A 19,126-nucleotide genomic window follows, 5' to 3' on the forward strand; every position below is an offset into this window, starting at 1 on the left:
ATGTCCGCGGTATGTGAACATGTGTATTTTAATCATTTTCATATTCTATCACCATCATTAGGTTATGTCAATAAAATTTTTAGTAAGCTAATAATATTATTCACCAAGGTTGTATATGTATCTTTGGTGTGTTAATATTATGACATAAACACATTTGTTCTAATATCATGTACACATGAGGTGATTTTTTATGAGTGATAAGTTTTTAATGATACATACTAGTGTACTTCCAGATGTTTTTGAAAAGGTAATAGAAGTAAAAGAGATGATGAAGACAGGAAAGGTTAAGGAGATAACCGAAGCTGTTAAGATTGCTGGTATAAGCAGAAGTACTTATTATAAATATAAAGATTATGTTTTTACGGTATCTGAAACCATGAATAACCATAAGGTGATTATTTCCTTGACACTAGATCATGAACCAGGTACTTTATCAAAAATATTGGATAAAATTGCCTCCTATAAAGGAAATATATTAACTATAAATCAAGAGATACCAATAAATAATACTGCCAATGTAAATATAACCTTTGATATTTCTAATTTAAAAATAGAATTAAATAATCTACTAGATGAAATAAGAAATATGGATCATGTAATAAAATTAGAGCTCGTTGCCATGGATTAATAATTATTTATCTATGTAGTGATTTGGAGGAATTTGAGATGAGAGGTATAATTGACAGATTTGAAGAAAGGTATGCAGTTGTTGAATTAGATAATAAACATATGATTAATATAGAAAAAAACAAGATACCCCTTAAAGCAAAAGAAGGGGATGTAATAATTATTAATAATGAAAATATAACTATAGATTATGAAGAAACTATAAGAATGAAAAAGGAAATAGAGGAATTAGCTAAAGATTTATGGGAAGATTAAAAGTATGATATTTGTTGTGTTTTAATAAAGGGATTGTCCCAGTATAGAAATTAATTTCTATACTGAGGCAACCCCTTATTATTTGTTCTTTTTTTGTCTTAAATAAAATGTTAAGTAATTAATAAAAGCTACTACAGCACTTATTACTGCGGCATCTAAAAGGTAACCACCTAATTTAACATGAAAATTTAATATAAATATTGAAAAATAGAACATACAAGTAGCTATTTTACCAAACTTATCCGATGGAATTATAAAATCTTTATTATATAGTATTGCCCCTGCAATAATCATAGCAAGTTCTTTAATTGCTACTATAATAAGTATCCAAAAGGGAATAATATGATCAATAGCTAAACATCCAAGTACAGTAAGAAGCATGAGTTTATCTGCAAATGGATCTAAAACAATACCCCATTTAGTTACTAAATTATGTTTTCTTGCTATATAACCATCTAATACATCAGTAAAACCTGCAAGTAAAAATATAAGTATGGAATAAAAAATATTATTGTTAATATCCGAAAAAAATACTAAGATAAAAGTAGGTACTAAAAACATTCTAAAAAGCGTTAAAATATTTGGAAGATTCATATATCTCTCTCCTAAAACTTTATTTAAATCATTCAATTATGAGCATTAAAACATTGCTTTAAAATTATCCTTAAATGGCACTTTAAGGACTTATATAAATAGTATAATATAATTAGCCTATTTGTAAAATAATTTTATAGTTAATAGTAAAATATTAAATAATATGTAAAAAGGTTAAAGCGAATTATTTTGTTAATAAATTAATAAATATTCGTATTTCTTATTGACGGGTATCTGCATTTTTGCTACGATATTACAGGAGGGGTGTGAAATGAGAGAAAAGTATGATTTGATTATAGTTGGGGCAGGTCCTGCTGGAATATTTACAGCATTGGAAATAACTAAAATGAGACCAGAAATAAGTGTTCTTATTGTGGATAAAGGCAGAAGCATTGAAAAAAGAAATTGTCCTGCTAGAGCCACTGGAAAATGTGTAAACTGTGACCCTTGTGGAATAACTTTTGGCTGGTCAGGAGCAGGAGCTTTCTCTGATGGAAAACTTTCATTAAGTCCTGAAGTAGGAGGAAGAATACTAGAATATTTTTCTGAAAATGAGGCAAAAGATTTAATAAAATATTGTGATGATATATATCTAGATTTTGGGGCTAATAAGACTGTTTATGGATTAAATAATGAAAATACAGATAAAATAAAATATGAAGCTAGTAAACATAACATAAGATTAGTGGAATGTCCTGTTAGACATTTGGGAACAGAACTTGCCTATGATGTGCTGAAGGGAATGTATCATCATTTAATTCATAATACTAACACAGATTTTTGTGAATTAACAGAAGTAAAAGAGATAATAATAGAAGACAAAGAAATAACAGGAGTATTATTAAAAAATAAAGAAGGAATTAAGAGTATAGCTTCAGATTATGTAGTAGTAGCTCCAGGAAGAGGGGGAGCTGAGTGGCTTTCACAGGAAGCTAGAAGGCTTAATTTAAAAACTACTAATAACGCTGTTGATATAGGAGTAAGAGTAGAAGTTCCAAATTCCATAATGGATCATTTAACTAAAGATTTATATGAGGCTAAGCTAGTTTATTATTCAGATACCTTTGAAAATAAGGTAAGAACCTTTTGTATGAATCCAGGAGGAGTTGTTTCGGAAGAACATTATGAAGGTGATATAGCAGTAGTTAATGGTCATAGTTATTCTGAAAAGGAATTAAGAACTGATAATACAAATTTTGCTGTATTAGTATCAACTACTTTCACAGAACCGTTTAATCAACCTATTGATTATGGAAAGTATATTGCAAAACTAGGTAATATGCTAACAGGTGGGGGAATAATGGTACAAAGACTTGGAGATCTTTTAAATGGAAGAAGAACTGATTATTCTAGATTAAGCAAATCTACTACTATACCAACTATGAAGTCAGCAGTTCCAGGGGATTTAAGTTTTGTATTACCTCAAAGACATTTAACTGCTATAGTAGAAGCTTTAAGGGCTTTTGATAAAATAGCACCAGGTCTTTATAGTAAAAATACATTGCTTTATGGAGTAGAGGTAAAATTCTATTCAAGTAAATTTGAAACAAATAATAAATTTGAAACTTCTATAAAGAATTTATATACTATAGGTGATGGTGCTGGAATAACAAGAGGACTTATGCAAGCCTCGGTTACTGGAGTGGTTGTGGCTAGAGATATAAATAAAAAGATTTAATATAATATGCATTTTAAGGAGGAATATTCATGTCAGCATACATTGTACTAGGAGCCCAATGGGGAGATGAAGGAAAAGGAAAAATGACAGACTATTTAGCTGAAAAGGCAGAGGTAGTTGTAAGATATCAAGGAGGAAACAATGCAGGTCATACTGTAGAAGTAGGAGATAAACAATATAAGCTTCATTTAATACCTTCAGGAATATTATATGGAAATAAGTTAAATGTTATAGGTAACGGAGTTGTGCTAGATCCTAAAGCTCTTTTTGAAGAAATAGAATACTTAAGAGATTTAGGAGTAGAAATAACACCTAATAATCTTGTTATAAGTGATAGAACACAATTAATAATGCCTTATCATAAAGTATTAGATGGTATAAAGGAAAGAGCAAGAGGTAAGAAAGATATCGGAACTACAGGTAAAGGAATAGGTCCTTGTTATACAGATAAAATGGAAAGAAGCGGAATAAGAGTTTGTGACCTTATGCATAAAGAAGTATTTGAGGAAAAATTAAGAGATAATATACAAGATAAAAATAACATAATAAATAAAATATATGGTGAAGAAGAACTTAATTTTGATTCAATTTACAATGAATATATGGATTATGCTGAAAAAATGAAGCCTTTTGTTAGAGAAACTTCTGTAATAGTATATGATAAGATAAAAGAAGGTAAAGAAGTATTATTTGAAGGAGCACAGGGTACTTTACTTGATATAGATTATGGAACTTATCCTTATGTAACATCTTCTAATACTATAGCTGGTGGCGTTTGTACAGGAGCGGGTATTGGACCAACAATGATAACAAATGCAGTTGGTATAGCAAAAGCATACACTACAAGAGTAGGTAAGGGACCTTTCCCAACAGAATTATTAGATGAAACAGGAGATTGGATAAGAGAAAAGGGACATGAATATGGAGTAACTACAGGAAGAGCAAGAAGATGTGGATGGTTAGATCTTGTAATACTTAAGACAGCAGCAAGAGTTTCAGGATTAACAAGTTTTGCAGTAACAAAGATTGATACTTTAGCTGGATTAGATAAGCTAAAAGTTTGTGTAGGATATAAATTCGAGGGTAAAGTAATAGATTATGTACCAGCTAGTCTTGAGGATTTAGCTAAGTGCCAACCTATATATGAAGAATTTGATGGTTGGGATGAAAGCATTGCAGATGCAAGAAATTACAATCAACTTCCAGAAAATGCAAAAACATATCTAAAGAAAATAGAAGAATTTACTGGTACTAAGATATCTATAGTTTCTGTAGGTCCAAGAAGAGATCAGACTATGGAAATAACAACTATATAAAAATATTAATATGTATGTTTTTTTCTACCTTAGTAAATAATAAGTGTGTACTTGAAAGATAGGATTTTGTTGATTATAATATAAATTAGAAAGTTGACCACACTTATATACTTTCTAATATGACTAAAAATATTTTAGAGAGAGGTAGATAAAATGCAGATTAATAAAGATATGACTATAGGAGAAGCAATTAAAAATAAGCCAGAGGCAGCTGAAATACTTGCCAACTTTGGAATGGGTTGTGTATTTTGCCCATCAGCTCAGGCAGAAACAATAGAGCAAGCAGCTATGGTACATGGAATAGAATTAGCTAAACTTTTAGAAGCATTAAATAAGTAATAAAAAAATCCTGTAAGAAATTCTTACAGGATTTTTTTATTTACAATAAACATTGAAAAAACTCCAATAATGTAACATAATATAAATATATGAATTAAATTGAAACAAATAACTTATATTGTTTATATATATGAAGGAATTATTATAATGTTTATGACCACTATAAAAATAAGAAATAGGTCTTTGAATTTATAATATAGATCAGTATTTTGCTGAATTAAAAGGGGTGTTTTCAATGGAAAATTTAGTAACTGAAAAAGAATATGAAATTCATTATTATGAAGTAGATTATAAAAGAAGAGTATTAATCACAAATATAATTAATTATTTTTGTGATGTTGCCACAAAGCAATCAGAAGATAGAAATGTTGGACTTGATTATATGAGAGAAAATAATATTGCTTGGGTGCTTTATAAGTGGCACATAGATGTACATAGATATCCATTACATGGTGAGAAAGTAATAGTAACAACTAGACCTCATTCTTTTAGGAAATTTTATGGTTATCGTAAATTTCAAATAATAGATGAGAAGGGTGAAATTATAGTAGAAGCTAATTCCATATGGTTTTTAATTGATATTAAGAAAAGAAGACCTAAAAGAATAAATGACTATATATTAGAAGCTTATAAGGTTAGTAAGGATAACGATGAACGAGGTATATTAGAAATACCTGATATAGCATGTGTTGAGAGTATAGATAATGAAAAAACATTTAATGTAAGATATAGTGATATAGATACTAATGGACATGTAAATAATGTAAAGTATGTGTCTTGGGCAATAGAAACAGTACCGTTAGAAATAATTAAAAATTACGCTCTTAAGAGCATAACTATAAACTATGAAAAAGAAACTAAATATGGTGAAATTATAAATGCTTTTGTACAAATAATAAAAGAGGATAAAAAGATCATTTGTATACATAAAATTACAGATAAAGAGGGAAATGAATTAACAATAGCTCAAAGTATATGGAAACAATAACTTAAGCACAAATATAAAAAAATAATAATTGCAAGAATACAAGGGTTAGAGACTATTCTCAACCCTTGTATATTTTAATTCTATTTATTAAGATAATGTAATTTAAAGTAAAATTTTACCCCTGTAGGAGTATTTTTAGCACCATAAATGCTCCTATGATGGTCTAATATAACTTTACAGATTGCCAGTCCCAAACCTGTACCACCAGACTTCTGATTTCTTGATTTATCAACTCTATAGAACTTTTCCCATATTTTTTTTATATCTTCATCTGGTATGTTTTTGCCTTCATTTTCTACTGAAAAGTAGACTAGGGTATCTTCTTTTTTTAGACATAGTGTTATTTTTTTATTTTTTTCTGTATAATTAATTGCATTATTCAAGAAGTTTGTGATTACCTGTTCTATTTTAAAAGAGTCTCCAGACACTAAAATATCCTTACCTTCTATAAAAACTTCAAAGTTTATATTTTTTTCTTTTAATAATAATATATATTTTTTTATTATATACTCTAATAGCTCATCTATATAAAATTCTGTTATATTAAGAGTATATCTATCAGTTTCCATCTGCGAAAGATCTAATAGATCCTGAATAAGTCTGTCCATTTTATCAACTTCTGTAGTTATAATATTGTATATATCTTCTCTTTCATATTCTTCTGCCACATCATCTTTCAAGCTTTCTGTATACCCCTTTATTAATGTAATTGGAGTTTTAAATTCATGTGATACAGAGGCAATAAAGTCTTTTCTAAGTAAGTCCAGTTCTTTTTGCAAGTCTAAATCTTTTTTTAACTGATTATTAGCTAAATAAAGATTTTCAATAGTATCATTTAATTTACCTGACAGGTAGTTTAAGCTTTTAGATAAGTTTCCTAGTTCATCATCAGATTTAACATTACACTTAGATGAAAAGTCTAAATTTATCATTTTGGATGCTACTTTATTAATACCTATAATAGGTTTTGTTATTAAATAAGAAAATATGGCAGATAAAATAAGAATACATATAATTGAAGCTATTATAATATATATAACGTATTTTTTTAGTATTAAAGAACTTTTCGAAGTAAATACTTCAGGCATAATGATTACAATATTATTAACATCATTTTTATTTAATTGTATAGGTGTGGATATAGCTATGTATTTTGAAGGAGTAAATTTTCCGTAAACACGAAAAGTCTGCTTATCTCCTATGGAGAAAGTAAATGGATAATATTTTTCACTGTCACCATTACTTATACTAAAAGTTCTTTGTTGAGAATTATCAAATTTGTGAGTGTGAGTTACTATTGAATCAATTGGACCAGTAGATAAATTTTTTGATATATAATTTAAATTAGATTTACTTAAAGTTTTCTTTGCTGAGTCAGTAATATATTTTAATTTAAAATCTTTGTCAAATATAATTAAATAGGCTTTATTAACATTCTCATAGTTTTTTACTTCTTTCATAATAGTTGAATCTTTATTTAAAGGACAATATAAATTAATATAAGTGTATGAGCCAAAAAAATCAGTTTCTAGAAGCTTATTATACAACTTTTTTTCCATTTCCTGTGCATATTCTGTAGTCATATACAATCGTCCTACTACAAATATCTGGACATAAACTAAAATGCCCATAAAGAATAAAAGAAATGAAATTAAAATAATAAAAAGTTTAAATGTAATACCTTTATATATTTTCATCTATGATACCTCAAATTTATAGCCTCTTCCTCTTATAGTAGTAATGTAATTGCTTCTATCTTCGAGCTTGTCTCTTAATCTTTTTATATGTGTGTCTACAGTTCTTGGATCACCATAATAATCATATCCCCATACTCTATTCAGTATAGCTTCTTTTGATAAAACCATACCTTTATTTTGCATGAAATATGTTAGAAGATCATACTCCTTGAGAGTTAACATAACTTCAACATTATTAACAGTCACTTTTCCTGAATTTAAATCTATTGCCAAGCCGTCCTCTGATAAAATATTACTTGATTTACTAATAGTACCATCAACTCTTTTTAAAAGTGATTTTGCTCTGGCTACTAGAACTTTTGGACTGAAAGGTTTTGTTACATATTCATCAGTACCATGCTCAAAACCTAGAATTTTATCATCCTCCTGAGTTTTGGCAGTTAGCATGATAATTGGTACATCAGAGTTTGTCCTTATATATTCACATACTTTTAAGCCATTTAATCCTGGAAGCATTATGTCTAATATCACAAGATCAATTTTATACACTTTAAACACATCTAAAGCTTCTTCACCATCTTTTGCTTCAAATATGTTAAAACCTTCTTTCTTAAAATACATTGCTATTAACCTTCGTATATTTGATTCATCTTCTACGATTAATAGATTTTTGTTCACAACTATCACCCCCAAATTATGTTTTGTCACTTTCGTGTAACATTCGAGCCATATGATATATATGAACGATCCCCCCTAATTTAATTTTATATATATTTTACCAATAATTCAACTAAGGAGTAAAGAAATGAAGAAAAAGATACTGTCAAGTTTATTTCCTATAATTATATTAATTTTATGCATTATCATTTTAAAAGCAGAGCTATTAAATAAAAATATTAACTCTGTAGATGACTTAAGAAATGTAGCTATAGAGAATAGGCCAACTATAAGTGCTGCGGCAGCTATAACTTTAGATGTTACTAATAATAAAATACTATATAAGAAACATATACATGAAAAGCTGCCACCTGCAAGTACTACTAAGCTTCTAACTGCACAGATTTTTGCAGAACATTTTTCTCCAGAAGATGATGTAATGTATACAAGGCGTTGTAAGGAGCAACCTGAGTATAAGCTTAATTTAAAAGTTGGAGAGACGATGAATGCAAAAGATGTAATGGATGCTGTTATGTTGTATTCAGCAAATGATATGGCAGAGGCTATGGGAGAAAACTCAAATAGAAGTTTAGGAACTTTTAATCAGGCTACAGGAAAAAACTCAAATGAAAGTTTGGAAAGCTTTGTTCAGGCTATGAATGAAAAGGTCTCTTCATTAGGACTTAAGGAATCACATTTTATGAACCCTATAGGACTAGATGATGAAGAGCATTATACTACGGCGTATGATCTAGTCAATATAGCTAAAGAAGCATATAAATATCCATGGATAATGGATACTATGAAAAAGAAAGTAAGTACAATTAATACATCCAAAGGGAAAATAAGTTTAGAAAATAGAAACAAACTAGTTGGAGTTAATGGGTGCATAGGAGGTAAGACAGGATATACATCTAGGGCTGGAAAATGTCTTGTGTGTTTTTATGAAATTAATAATAGAAAAATGATAGGTGTTGTATTGAATTCACAGGATGACAATACAGTATTTGAAGATATGGAAAGAATAATAAGATGGAGTTATAAAAAATAAAATGAAAATAAAAAGAAAAAATATAAAATTAGCAATGATATTTTTGTTTCCAAGCATTCTAGGATTTTTTATCTTTTATATATTACCTTTTATGTTAGTTATAAAATATTCTTTTTTAGATAGTCCTAATGAAGGAGAATTTGTAGGGTTTTCAAACTTCATTTCTTTATTACAAAATCCAAGTTTTAAAAAAGCTATTTTAAATACTTTGATCTTTACATCTATAAGTGTACCGTTGCTTATTGTTATATCTCTTGGAGTAGCATTACTTTTAAATCAAAATTTATACTTAAGAAATATCTTCAGAATGTTTTTTATGCTGCCACTAGTAATTCCTGTAGCATCTGTAGTTATGGTATGGCACATAATGGTGGATAATAAAGGCTGGATTAATAAACTTGTTATTTCTATGGGATATTCTCCTGTAGATTGGATGAATTCAAAGTGGGCATTGTATGTGGTAATTGTAGTTTTTTTGTGGAAAAATATAGGATATAATATGATACTGTTTATTGCAGCACTTCAAAATATACCTAAAGAATATTATGAATATGCATCTATAGAAGGAGCAAGTGCTGTAAAAAAGTTTACCAATATTACAATAGTATACATGATGCCAACACTTTTCTTTGTTTTTGTAATTTCTATAATTAATTCATTTAAGGTATTTAGAGAAGTATATCTTATAGCCGGAGAATATCCTCATGAAAGCATATATATGCTTCAACATTATATGAATAATGTATTTATGTCACTAGATTACCAGAAACTTTCGTCGGCAGCTGTAATTATGGCCTTAGGAATATGTCTACTTTTAATTTTATTATTTAAACTTCAAGAAAATATAAACAATAAAATACAAGAATAGTAGGTGATTATATAATGTGGTCATATAAAGGCAAAAAGAAATTAGTGAGAAAAATACTATTAACAATAATTACAGCAGTTATTTCGTTGTTTTTTGCTTTCCCTATGATATTAACTGTAACTAATTCTTTTATGACTGAGAATGAAATAAATTCAAATTATAGCATGATTGCTTTGAATAATGACACAAATGATAAAGAACAAAAGACTTTAAATGATAATAGCTATGTAAAATTAAGGATAATACCGGATATGGTCACATTAAAGCAATATTATAATGTATTGATAAAACAGGTTAAATTTTTACTTATGTTTTGGAATTCGGTAAAAATTGCATTATGTGTAATTTCAGGACAAGTAATAGTGGCATCTATGGCAGCTTATGCATTCAGCAAAATGGAATTCCCTGGGAGAAATAAATTATTTCTTATTTATATAATAGTTATGCTTATGCCTTTTCAAGTAACACTTTTACCAAATTATATAATTTCTGATATATTTCATTTAATAGATAAACATGAATCTATAATTTTTCCAGGTATTTTTAGTGCTTTTGGAGTATTTCTTTTAAGACAATTTATGATGGATATACCTAAAGAATATATAGAAGCAGCTATGATTGATGGCGCTAATCATTTCTATATTTTTATAAAAATTATAGTTCCATTATCAGTAAATGCTATTGCAGCATTAACAATATTAGTATTTATAGATAACTGGAATTTGGTAGAGCAACCTCTTATATTGTTAAAAGACCAATTAAAAGAACCGCTATCTTTATATCTTTCTCAAATAAACTTTAATGAAAAAGGAATTGCTTTTGCAGCATCTATGATTTATATGATACCAGCACTGCTTATATTTCTTTATGCAGAAAGTCATTTAGTAGAAGGTATAAAAAATTCTGGAATTAAGGGATAAAAATGTGGAGGGATATTTCTAATATGGAATGTGTAAAAGAAGATAATCAAATAAATAGAAAGAAAAAAATAAAAAAGCTTACTATTAATTTTTTTGTAATCATGGCAGCCTTAACATTCTTTTCAAATACCATAAACAATTTTTTCCTTCCAAAAGTTACTGTGGAAAGCCCTGTATCAGGTTCAATATCAAAGGAGATAAACAGTTTAGGAGTTATTGAAGCAAGGGAGTCAGCAAAGTTATATGGAGAAAGTGGAAAAATAGTAGAAGAGGTCAATGTTAAGATAGGAGATAAGGTAACTAAAGGAAAGATATTGATAAGGCTTAAAAAGGAAGATTTGAAATCAAAATTGGAAGAAGAAAATATAAAATACAATCAATATAATTTGGAACTTGAAAAGCTTAAAAATGAAGGTATTTACAAAGAGAAGAATTTAAAAAGAAAAGTAGAAGAAACAAAGGAGAAAATGAATTCTGAAATTAAAAATCTAGATAAAACAAGCAAATTGGTAAAAGAGGGATATGAGGCTCAAGTTAGTTTAGATAAACAGGTATTGGTTTTAAGCGACGCAAAAAGAGCTTATGAACAAGCTTTAGATGATTATAATAATGCTTTAAATGAACAGAGAAATTCTATAAAGAAGGTGGAATATGACATACAGATGGAGAAGAATGAAATTAATAAAATAAATAAAGATATGAGTATTTCTAGTGATATTAGTGCTCCTTGTGATGGAGTTATTTCTGAGCTTAATGTTGAAAAAGGTCAGACAGTAGATGGGTCTAAGCCAATAATTATTATAAATAACTCCAGTAAGGGATTTCAATTTAGAATGAGTGTAGACAATGCTAACTTAAAATATATAGCTAAAGGAGATAAGATTAATATAACAATGAAATCTACTGAAGATAAAAATGTAGAAGGCACTATAAGAGAGATAGTCAATAGTCCAATTACCAAAGAAGGAAAAAAAGATGATAGTAAAAAAGACTTGCTAATTGATATTAATATGAAGAATCTTATAGGAGGTGAAGAGGGGGATGGATTTATAAGTAAAAAAATCTCATCAAGTACTATAGTTATCCCTAATAGTGCAGTAAATACTGATATGGATGGAAGTAAATTTGTATTTGTACTAAAAGAAAAGAATGGAGTTTTGGGTAATCAATATTCTTTAAAGAAGTTTAAGATTTCTATAGGAGAAAGTGATAATGCGAATACAGCAATACGTAATGGCATTACTCAGGATGATAAGGTTGTTATAAAGGTAGAAGATGATAAAGCTGTATCTGATGGAAGTTATGTCACAATAAAAAACTGAAAAAATAAGGTGAATATGTTGAGAAATATAAAGAGTGTTTATATTGGCATTTTTATATGTATATTTTTTATATATTTTGGAATTATGTTTCAAAGTGCTTTAGTTTCTAGAATTAGTAGTTCCATGAAGCTTAATGATGGGAATAAAGTTTCGGTTATAACAAATCGCTCAAATACAATAAATCATTTTACCTTATCCGATATACGATTTATGAAAAATAAACTTAAGGATGAAGATATATTTGCTATGAGTGAGACTAAAGGAAAAGTATATTTTGAAGGAAGAGATATTGATAGCAAAATATTAGGTGTTAGTTCAAATTTTAATAAATTCTATAACATTAATGTTTCTACAGGTAGCTTTTTTACTGAAGGAATATGTAAGGAAAATGAGTTTTGCGTAGTTTTAGAAGATAAGCTGGCACGTAAATTATTTGGAACTGAAAATGTGGTAGGTCTTAAAGTAAGAATTTTTCATAAGGACTTTAAAATAATAGGGGTAGTTAAAAGAGATTCTACCATTATACAGAACATAAGTAATGATGGATTTGATAAAGTATATATACCTATGGAAACACTTATAAAGTTAGATGAAACTAGAAAAATTTCATATTTACAATTTCAAAACCTAAATAATGATGTGCAAGTAAAAGGCAAGGATAGAGTTATAGGATTGCTTAATGGAATTGGGAAAGATGAAAAGCAGTATAAAATTATTGACTATAGTAAAGAAGAACAGTTAATCAAGCAAAAACCGCTGATAATGTGTTTTGTATTAGGATTTATTTGTATATGGAACTTTATAAAATACTTAATAAAAATTTTAGGTGAAGTAAAAAAGTTCTTTATTGCAAATATGGAAAAGGATTATTTATTGGATGTAGTAATAAAAAATAAAAAATGTTTTTTAATATACATACTAAAAATAGTCTTTGGAGTCTTAGGAATATTTATTATGTGGAAATTAATTAGATTTAATTTATATATTCCATCAAATTATATTCCAGATGAATTCATTAATGTATCTTATTATAAGGATATATTTCAAGATAGCATAAAAGCAAACATAGAAAGCAGAGAATATTTAATTCCTTTTATTGAATTGAAGTTTATGAAAACAAATACGCTTATTAATATTTTATCTATAATGGTTATATTTTGTAGTTGTATTTTAAACACTTTCGTTAGAGAGTTTTTGAATAAAAGTAGGGATGCTATATTAGCAGTGCAATGTTGTGGAAAATGCAGTGTCGTAGCTCTAATATTTATAGCTATCATTTTTATGACATTTAAAATACAGTTTGGAATTGATTTGAAAATTCTATTTATAATATGGTCATTTTTATTTATGAGAGTTATAGTACATGGCAAAAACAAATATATTATTTAGATTAAAGAAAGAAGGGGTATATTTTGAAAAAAATAGTTTCTTTATTAATGATTTTAATTTTTACAATTAGTCTTGTAGGATGTAAAGATAAAGGTACATCTGCAGATGCATCTAAGGGTTCAGATAATGTAAATAGTATGGTGGAGGATATAAGTAAAAATTCAGGATTGGATAATATAACAAGCTTTAAAGTAAACTCTAAGAATCAACTTGTTATGGCGGGAGTAACACAATCAAATGAAAAGAAGTTAGGAATTTATGATGCTGATGGAAAGCTTGTAAAAGACATAAAAATAGATTTTGGAGAAAAGTTAGGTCTTTGCACTGTTGATGAAAAAGATAATATTTATGTTTTAACAGAAAAATCTTCAAAGAGGGAAATTACTGTCTTTAATGCCTCAGGAGATAAAACTAAGACAATAAATCTTAAGAATACTTCAAAAAATGTTGAAGAAGATGGAATGAAAGAGATAGCTTTAAGAGGATATATGGAAGTGGATGATAAAGGAAACTTTTATATATTAACATTTGGAAAAGATAATCAGAGTGTAGAAGCAATAGATAAGGAAGGAAAAAATATTAAAAATCTATATACTAAATGTGATTTTATAAGCAATGATGATGAAGGCAATTTGTTTGTTGGTACGATGGAACAGGGAAATGGGGCAAAATTTTATGTAGAAAGAACTAATCCTTTATCCGGTCAAAGGATATGGAAAAATGAGTATACTAGTGGTAGTTTTATGAAGACAGCAGTTCATAAAAAAGGAGATAAAGATTTTTATGGATTAAATAGTGATAATATATCTAAGTACAATGTTGCAGATGGAAAGTTTATAGAGAAGGTAATAGACTTTAAAGATTATGGTTTAGTTGATTTTAACTCAAGAATAAGAGATATTGATATAAATAAAAATAAGGATGTTTATATTTTAATTACTGAATTTAATAAAAAAGACAGATCTGAAAAATCACAATTAGTTAGATGTAATTTAAATAATAAAAATAAAAATAGTGAAAAAGTTATTACACTTTCATTAATGTATCAAATTCAAGATATTGACGTTGCTATAAGTAAGTTCCGTAAAATACACCCAGATATTAAGATTGAAGTTAAGAATACAATTACAGATATTAATGATCCATCTAGCTATGAGAAGTATACAAAAAATGTAAATACAGAAATTATGTCTGGCAAAGGTTCAGATATCATATGTATGAATGGATTGCCATATCATAAATATGTAGATAAAAAAGCACTTGTAAATCTTAGTGATTTTATTTCTAAAGATAAAGACTTTAATATGAAAAATTATAATGAAAAAATTATAAATGCTTTTAAATATAAGGAAGGATTATATACTATACCAACTAGATACGAATTTTCAGCTCTTGCAGTTGATAAAAAAATATTAGAAGAGAATAAAATAAATATAGATGATAAAAATCGGACATGGAATAATTTTATGGACTATGCTCGTAAGCTTACAAAAGATAAAAATGGTGATGGAAAAATAGATCAGTATGCTCTTCCTAAGATGAAAGGCTCAGAGATTATGCAGTTCCTTTTCTTAAATGGCAATTACAATAAGTTTATAGATGAAGATAAGAAGCAAGCAAAATTTGACTCTAAAGAGTTTATTGACATTTTAAATCTAGCTAAGGAAGTTACTACTAAAGGAATTATGGATACAAAAGGAGATGGCATAAGTACTACTACTGGAGGAAATATTCAGTTTTTACACAGTGATAATGTTTTTTTGCCAACACCTATTTTTAGCAATGTAATATTAGGTGATAAATTCAATTTGTTAAATTTACCGTCTCAAGGAAGTAGCTTTACATCAAATAGCACCTTCTCCATAAATAAGCATTCTAAATATAAAGATGAATGTTGGGAGTTTATTAAATTCCTTATTAGTGAGGATATTCAAGCTGGAGATAGTGCATCAGGTATACCAATAAATAATGCAGCACTTGAAAGAGTTCAGAAGGAAATCATTGAAATGACTAAAGATAGGAAACCATATAATTTAACTCAAGATGATGTTAACATATTCAATAAGTTTATAAGCAATTTATCAAATGGAGATAATGAAAATTCTCAGGTTCAGGAAATAGTAGGGACAGAAACAGATAAATTTATTAGTGGACAGCAAACAGCTGAACAGGCAGCAAAGATTATACAGAATAAAGTTAGTATAATGCTAAATGAATAAGGTATATAAATAATTAAAAATACGCATAAGATATAGGTATATCTTATGCGTATTTTTAATTATTTTAAGGTATTCCCTACTAAATACCCACTACTCCAAGCCCATTGCAAGTTAAATCCACCACAGTCTCCATGTACATCCAATACTTCTCCAGTGAAATATAGATTAGGCACTATGGTTGATTCTAAGGTTTCAGAATTTACATAGGCAGTATCTACCCCTCCACAGGTTACTTGTGAATTATTAAAGGAATTTGTATCATATACTTCAAATTCCCAACGTTTTAGAAGGTTTAGTAATGAAGATTTTTCTTTCCAAGTAAGTTCAATGCAAGGTTTATGTATATCTGAAATTTCACTTTCTTTTAATACAATAGGAATAAGTTTTTTGTTTATAACTCCTACCAAAGATTCATATACGCTTCTATAATTAAAAGTTCCCCAGTGATTTTCTAAAAAGTTTTTAAGTTCCTCATATTCTATATTAGGGCACATATCCACTAGTAAGGTAACGCTTTTTTTCTCATACAGTGCTCTAGAGATTTTACTGCTTAATTGGAGTACTGGAGGGCCTGAAATACCGTAATCAGTAAATAGCAATTCCCCAAACTCCTTTCGTATAGAAGTATTGTTTACATATGCTTCTGCAACACCATCAAATTTAATTCCAGAAAGAGCTTTTAATTTATTATATTTCAATTTTAATTGTACAAGGCCAGGGACAGGAGGAATAATTTTATGACCAAGGGATTGAGCTAAAGTAAAACCTGAACCATCTGAACCTGTATTAGGAGCAGATTTTCCTCCACAACTTAGTATTAATTTATCGCAATAAAATATATTTTCATCTGTAGTAGTTAGTTGAAATCTATCCTTTGTCTTTTTTACAGATTTTACTTTAGAATTTAAATATATAGGTATATTTCTTTCATCTAAAGCTAATCTTAAAATGTCTAAAACGGAGGAAGCCTGTAAAGACATAGGATACATCTTTCCATCTTCTAAATCAACTATTGGAAGACCTAAGGAATAGAAAAAGTTAGTTGTATCATTTAAAGAAAAATTTTTTAATGTATGATTAAAAAATTCTTTATTTGAACTATGATATCTGTTAAGTGATATATTTTTATTAGTTATATTACATCGTCCATTGCCAGTAGTTAAAATTTTTTTACCTACCCTATCAGTACCTTCTAAAATGGCTACATCTAATCCTCTATCTTTAGCTGCAATTGCAGCAGTAATACCAGAGGCGCCACCACCAACTATAATAATATTATGATACAAGTTAAATCGCTCCTTTTGATTTCATAATTACAATTAATATTAATATGTTTAAAAGTTATTATATTTAATATTATACACGAAAAAAAGAAGAGTATATGTGCAAATGTGGATAAATATAAAAATATATGTGGATAATAAAATGATAATTATTATATACTTTTTAGTGCATAATATAATTGTAGTAATAAATATAATTTTGTTTAGTAAAAAGGAGGTAATGGTATGGATGCTCAAAGTTTATTGGAATATAGTAATTGGGTAGTAGTTGGAGATGTTTTGAACAGTAGTAAATATGCCCATAGGATTTTAAATACATTAAAAGAAGCAGGATTTAATGTACAAGGAGTAAACCCTAATAGTGATGATGAAAGTGTTCATAAATCTTTAAAGGACATTTCATATAAAGTTGATGTAATAGATTTGTGCATAAACCCTATTAAAGGCTTAAAAATAGTAGAGGAAGCTCATAGCTTAGGTATTAGTAAAATATTAATACAACCTGGTGCCGAAAGTGAAGATATATTGAGTTTTTGTGCAGAAAAAGGTATTATAGCTATAGAGGGATGTGCTTTGGTAGAGCTTTCCTACTATAAAAGAAAGAAGAGGTAGATAGGTGCATGTTAACAATATATGCTGTATCAGACTCAATTGGTGAAACAGCGGAACAAGTAGCTAGAGCTACAGCTTGTCAGTTTAATGAAAGAATAGAGGTAAAGAGGGTAACTTATATTAAGAATTTTGAAGCTGTAGATGAATTTATAAATAGTATAGAATCTCCCAATGATGCTATGATTATAACAACAATTGTTCTAGTAGATGTAAGAGAGTTTTTAGTAGAAAGATGTATAGAAAAGGGCATTAGGATAATTAATGTACTAGGACCATGTATAAGTACGGTTTCCAGATTATTAAACAAGCTTCCAGATTATAAACCTGGAGCAGTATGGAATATGGATTCTCAATATTTTAAGAAAATAGAAGCGATGGAATTTGCTATTCAATATGATGATAGTAAAGATTATTCAGGGATAAAACATGCAGATGTAATTTTAATAGGATTATCTAGAACTTCAAAAACTCCTTTATGTATGTACTTAGCCAATAAAGGTATAAAAGCTTTAAATATACCTCTTATGCCAGAAATACCTGTACCTGAAGAGTTATTTGCAGTAGATAGCAAAAGAATAATAGGACTTACTATTGACCCTATGAGATTAATAGAAATAAGAAAACATAGAATGGATAAGTTTGCGAGGTTATCCTCTGAGATACAATATGCAAATGCAGAAAGGGTATTAAAGGAATTAGAATTTGCTGATAAAGTTATGAGAAGGCTTAGATGTAAAACTATAGATGTAACTAAAAGAGCCATAGAAGATACTGCACTTCTTATAATGGAATCTATAGGTTATGGTGGAGTAAAAGATCATTAGTTATGAATATAGTTTTAAATTGTAGATAAATTTAATAGAGCTAAATGCTAGTAAATTCAATGCTTTAGCTCTATTAATGAAAAAAAGCTCAAAAAATATATAAAAAATTTAATAAAAACTGTTGACACTTTATCGATTATCTTGTATTATTATCTATGTCAGGTCGCCAAAGCGATACAGACAAGACGAAAGAAAAGAATAAGGCCCCTTGGTCAAGCGGTTAAGACACCACCCTTTCACGGTGGTAACATGGGTTCGATTCCCGTAGGGGTCACCAATTTAATGTGGGCGCATAGCTCAGCTGGGAGAGCATCTGCCTTACAAGCAGAGGGTCACAGGTTCGAGCCCTGTTGTGCCCACCACATTAAATGGCCCAGTGGCTCAGTTGGTTAGAGTGCCGGCCTGTCACGCCGGAGGTCGAGGGTTCGAGCCCCTTCTGGGTCGCCATAATAAGCTGGTATAGCTCAGCAGGTAGAGCAACTGACTT

The 19,126-nt window shown here is 28.5% G+C and carries 18 protein-coding genes and 3 tRNA genes; 17 read left to right on the plus strand and 4 right to left on the minus strand.

Annotated elements, in window-relative coordinates:
• Positions 1–190: 190 nt before the first annotated feature.
• The gene (locus T514_RS0118320; protein ID WP_027626089.1) at positions 191–628 is read left to right on the plus strand and encodes an ACT domain-containing protein; all 438 of its coding nucleotides are present in this window, start codon (positions 191–193) and stop codon (positions 626–628) included.
• Positions 629–666: 38 nt separating this feature from the next.
• The gene (locus tag T514_RS0118325; protein ID WP_027626090.1) at positions 667–882 is read left to right on the plus strand and encodes a DUF3006 domain-containing protein; all 216 of its coding nucleotides are present in this window, start codon (positions 667–669) and stop codon (positions 880–882) included.
• A gap of 78 nt (positions 883–960) precedes the next feature.
• On the opposite strand, the gene T514_RS0118330 is transcribed toward T514_RS0118325, so the two are convergent.
• Complete coding sequence (locus T514_RS0118330) at positions 961–1,476, minus strand: CDP-alcohol phosphatidyltransferase family protein (RefSeq protein ID WP_027626091.1); 516 nt, start codon at positions 1,474–1,476, stop codon at positions 961–963.
• 271 nt (positions 1,477–1,747) lie between these two features.
• Between T514_RS0118330 and T514_RS0118335 the strand changes: the two genes are divergently transcribed.
• The 4 genes from T514_RS0118335 to T514_RS0118350 all read left to right on the plus strand — a co-directional run bounded on the left by T514_RS0118335 (position 1,748) and on the right by T514_RS0118350 (position 5,797).
• Positions 1,748–3,154 carry an NAD(P)/FAD-dependent oxidoreductase gene (locus T514_RS0118335; RefSeq protein ID WP_027626092.1) on the plus strand — a complete coding sequence of 469 codons (1,407 nt, stop codon included), beginning with the start codon at positions 1,748–1,750 and terminating at the stop codon, positions 3,152–3,154.
• A 29-nt stretch (positions 3,155–3,183) separates the two neighbouring features.
• Positions 3,184–4,470 carry an adenylosuccinate synthase gene (locus T514_RS0118340; RefSeq protein WP_027626093.1) on the plus strand — a complete coding sequence of 429 codons (1,287 nt, stop codon included), beginning with the start codon at positions 3,184–3,186 and terminating at the stop codon, positions 4,468–4,470.
• Positions 4,471–4,623: 153 nt separating this feature from the next.
• Positions 4,624–4,809, plus strand: coding sequence for a DUF1858 domain-containing protein (locus T514_RS0118345; protein ID WP_027626094.1), 186 nt, complete (start codon positions 4,624–4,626; stop codon positions 4,807–4,809).
• 235 nt (positions 4,810–5,044) lie between these two features.
• Positions 5,045–5,797 (plus strand): acyl-[acyl-carrier-protein] thioesterase, encoded by a 753-nt coding sequence (locus tag T514_RS0118350; protein WP_027626095.1) that lies wholly within the window; start codon positions 5,045–5,047, stop codon positions 5,795–5,797.
• Positions 5,798–5,877: 80 nt separating this feature from the next.
• Here the strand turns inward: T514_RS0118350 and T514_RS0118355 are convergent, their stop codons facing one another.
• Positions 5,878–7,494, minus strand: a complete 1,617-nt coding sequence (locus T514_RS0118355) for a sensor histidine kinase (RefSeq protein ID WP_027626096.1) — start codon at positions 7,492–7,494, stop codon at positions 5,878–5,880.
• Complete coding sequence (locus T514_RS0118360; RefSeq protein WP_027626097.1) at positions 7,495–8,172, minus strand: response regulator transcription factor; 678 nt, start codon at positions 8,170–8,172, stop codon at positions 7,495–7,497.
• A 127-nt stretch (positions 8,173–8,299) separates the two neighbouring features.
• On the opposite strand from T514_RS0118360, the gene T514_RS24940 reads away from it, so the two are divergent.
• Genes T514_RS24940 through T514_RS0118395 form a run of 6 tightly spaced genes read left to right on the plus strand, consistent with a single transcriptional unit; the run spans position 8,300 to position 15,920 of the window.
• A complete protein-coding gene (locus T514_RS24940) occupies positions 8,300–9,202 on the plus strand; it encodes a D-alanyl-D-alanine carboxypeptidase family protein (RefSeq protein ID WP_051542148.1) in 903 nt (300 codons plus the stop codon).
• A gap of 1 nt (position 9,203) precedes the next feature.
• The gene (locus tag T514_RS0118370; protein WP_027626098.1) at positions 9,204–10,070 is read left to right on the plus strand and encodes a carbohydrate ABC transporter permease; all 867 of its coding nucleotides are present in this window, start codon (positions 9,204–9,206) and stop codon (positions 10,068–10,070) included.
• A 14-nt stretch (positions 10,071–10,084) separates the two neighbouring features.
• Positions 10,085–10,990, plus strand: a complete 906-nt coding sequence (locus T514_RS0118375; RefSeq protein ID WP_027626099.1) for a carbohydrate ABC transporter permease — start codon at positions 10,085–10,087, stop codon at positions 10,988–10,990.
• A 23-nt stretch (positions 10,991–11,013) separates the two neighbouring features.
• Positions 11,014–12,312 (plus strand): efflux RND transporter periplasmic adaptor subunit, encoded by a 1,299-nt coding sequence (locus T514_RS25885; RefSeq protein WP_027626100.1) that lies wholly within the window; start codon positions 11,014–11,016, stop codon positions 12,310–12,312.
• Between the two features lie 15 nt (positions 12,313–12,327).
• Positions 12,328–13,701 carry an ABC transporter permease gene (locus T514_RS0118385; protein ID WP_084284733.1) on the plus strand — a complete coding sequence of 458 codons (1,374 nt, stop codon included), beginning with the start codon at positions 12,328–12,330 and terminating at the stop codon, positions 13,699–13,701.
• A gap of 23 nt (positions 13,702–13,724) precedes the next feature.
• Positions 13,725–15,920, plus strand: coding sequence for an extracellular solute-binding protein (locus T514_RS0118395; RefSeq protein ID WP_156939991.1), 2,196 nt, complete (start codon positions 13,725–13,727; stop codon positions 15,918–15,920).
• A gap of 59 nt (positions 15,921–15,979) precedes the next feature.
• Here the strand turns inward: T514_RS0118395 and T514_RS0118400 are convergent, their stop codons facing one another.
• Positions 15,980–17,206, minus strand: coding sequence for a BaiN/RdsA family NAD(P)/FAD-dependent oxidoreductase (locus T514_RS0118400; protein WP_027626103.1), 1,227 nt, complete (start codon positions 17,204–17,206; stop codon positions 15,980–15,982).
• 222 nt (positions 17,207–17,428) lie between these two features.
• Here T514_RS0118400 and T514_RS0118405 point away from each other — a divergent pair, with 222 nt between their 5' ends.
• From T514_RS0118405 to T514_RS0118425, 5 genes are all read left to right on the plus strand, one after another.
• Complete coding sequence (locus T514_RS0118405) at positions 17,429–17,815, plus strand: CoA-binding protein (protein ID WP_027626104.1); 387 nt, start codon at positions 17,429–17,431, stop codon at positions 17,813–17,815.
• Positions 17,816–17,823: 8 nt separating this feature from the next.
• The gene (locus T514_RS0118410; RefSeq protein ID WP_027626105.1) at positions 17,824–18,639 is read left to right on the plus strand and encodes a pyruvate, water dikinase regulatory protein; all 816 of its coding nucleotides are present in this window, start codon (positions 17,824–17,826) and stop codon (positions 18,637–18,639) included.
• Between the two features lie 202 nt (positions 18,640–18,841).
• Positions 18,842–18,916: transfer RNA gene (locus tag T514_RS0118415), tRNA-Glu, on the plus strand.
• Positions 18,917–18,925: 9 nt separating this feature from the next.
• Positions 18,926–19,001: transfer RNA gene (locus T514_RS0118420), tRNA-Val, on the plus strand.
• 8 nt (positions 19,002–19,009) lie between these two features.
• Positions 19,010–19,086, plus strand: a tRNA-Asp gene (locus T514_RS0118425).
• Positions 19,087–19,126: the final 40 nt, after the last annotated feature.

The sequence above is a fragment of the Clostridium lundense DSM 17049 genome (assembly GCF_000619945.1).
In the GTDB taxonomy this organism is placed as follows: domain Bacteria; phylum Bacillota; class Clostridia; order Clostridiales; family Clostridiaceae; genus Clostridium_AO; species Clostridium_AO lundense.

What these genes read in the sequence shown, in the direction of transcription:
- T514_RS0118340 (WP_027626093.1), top strand. Translation starts at nt 3,184, where the DNA reads ATGTCAGCATACATTGTACTAGGAGCCCAATGGGGAGATGAAGGAAAA.
- T514_RS0118325 (WP_027626090.1), top strand. Translation starts at nt 667, where the DNA reads ATGAGAGGTATAATTGACAGATTTGAAGAAAGGTATGCAGTTGTTGAA.
- T514_RS0118335 (WP_027626092.1), top strand. Translation starts at nt 1,748, where the DNA reads ATGAGAGAAAAGTATGATTTGATTATAGTTGGGGCAGGTCCTGCTGGA.
- T514_RS0118355 (WP_027626096.1), bottom strand. Translation starts at nt 7,494, where the DNA reads ATGAAAATATATAAAGGTATTACATTTAAACTTTTTATTATTTTAATT.
- T514_RS25885 (WP_027626100.1), top strand. Translation starts at nt 11,014, where the DNA reads ATGGAATGTGTAAAAGAAGATAATCAAATAAATAGAAAGAAAAAAATA.
- T514_RS0118330 (WP_027626091.1), bottom strand. Translation starts at nt 1,476, where the DNA reads ATGAATCTTCCAAATATTTTAACGCTTTTTAGAATGTTTTTAGTACCT.
- T514_RS0118375 (WP_027626099.1), top strand. Translation starts at nt 10,085, where the DNA reads ATGTGGTCATATAAAGGCAAAAAGAAATTAGTGAGAAAAATACTATTA.
- T514_RS0118345 (WP_027626094.1), top strand. Translation starts at nt 4,624, where the DNA reads ATGCAGATTAATAAAGATATGACTATAGGAGAAGCAATTAAAAATAAG.
- T514_RS0118385 (WP_084284733.1), top strand. Translation starts at nt 12,328, where the DNA reads ATGTTGAGAAATATAAAGAGTGTTTATATTGGCATTTTTATATGTATA.
- T514_RS24940 (WP_051542148.1), top strand. Translation starts at nt 8,300, where the DNA reads ATGAAGAAAAAGATACTGTCAAGTTTATTTCCTATAATTATATTAATT.
- T514_RS0118405 (WP_027626104.1), top strand. Translation starts at nt 17,429, where the DNA reads ATGGATGCTCAAAGTTTATTGGAATATAGTAATTGGGTAGTAGTTGGA.
- T514_RS0118370 (WP_027626098.1), top strand. Translation starts at nt 9,204, where the DNA reads ATGAAAATAAAAAGAAAAAATATAAAATTAGCAATGATATTTTTGTTT.
- T514_RS0118320 (WP_027626089.1), top strand. Translation starts at nt 191, where the DNA reads ATGAGTGATAAGTTTTTAATGATACATACTAGTGTACTTCCAGATGTT.
- T514_RS0118350 (WP_027626095.1), top strand. Translation starts at nt 5,045, where the DNA reads ATGGAAAATTTAGTAACTGAAAAAGAATATGAAATTCATTATTATGAA.
- T514_RS0118410 (WP_027626105.1), top strand. Translation starts at nt 17,824, where the DNA reads ATGTTAACAATATATGCTGTATCAGACTCAATTGGTGAAACAGCGGAA.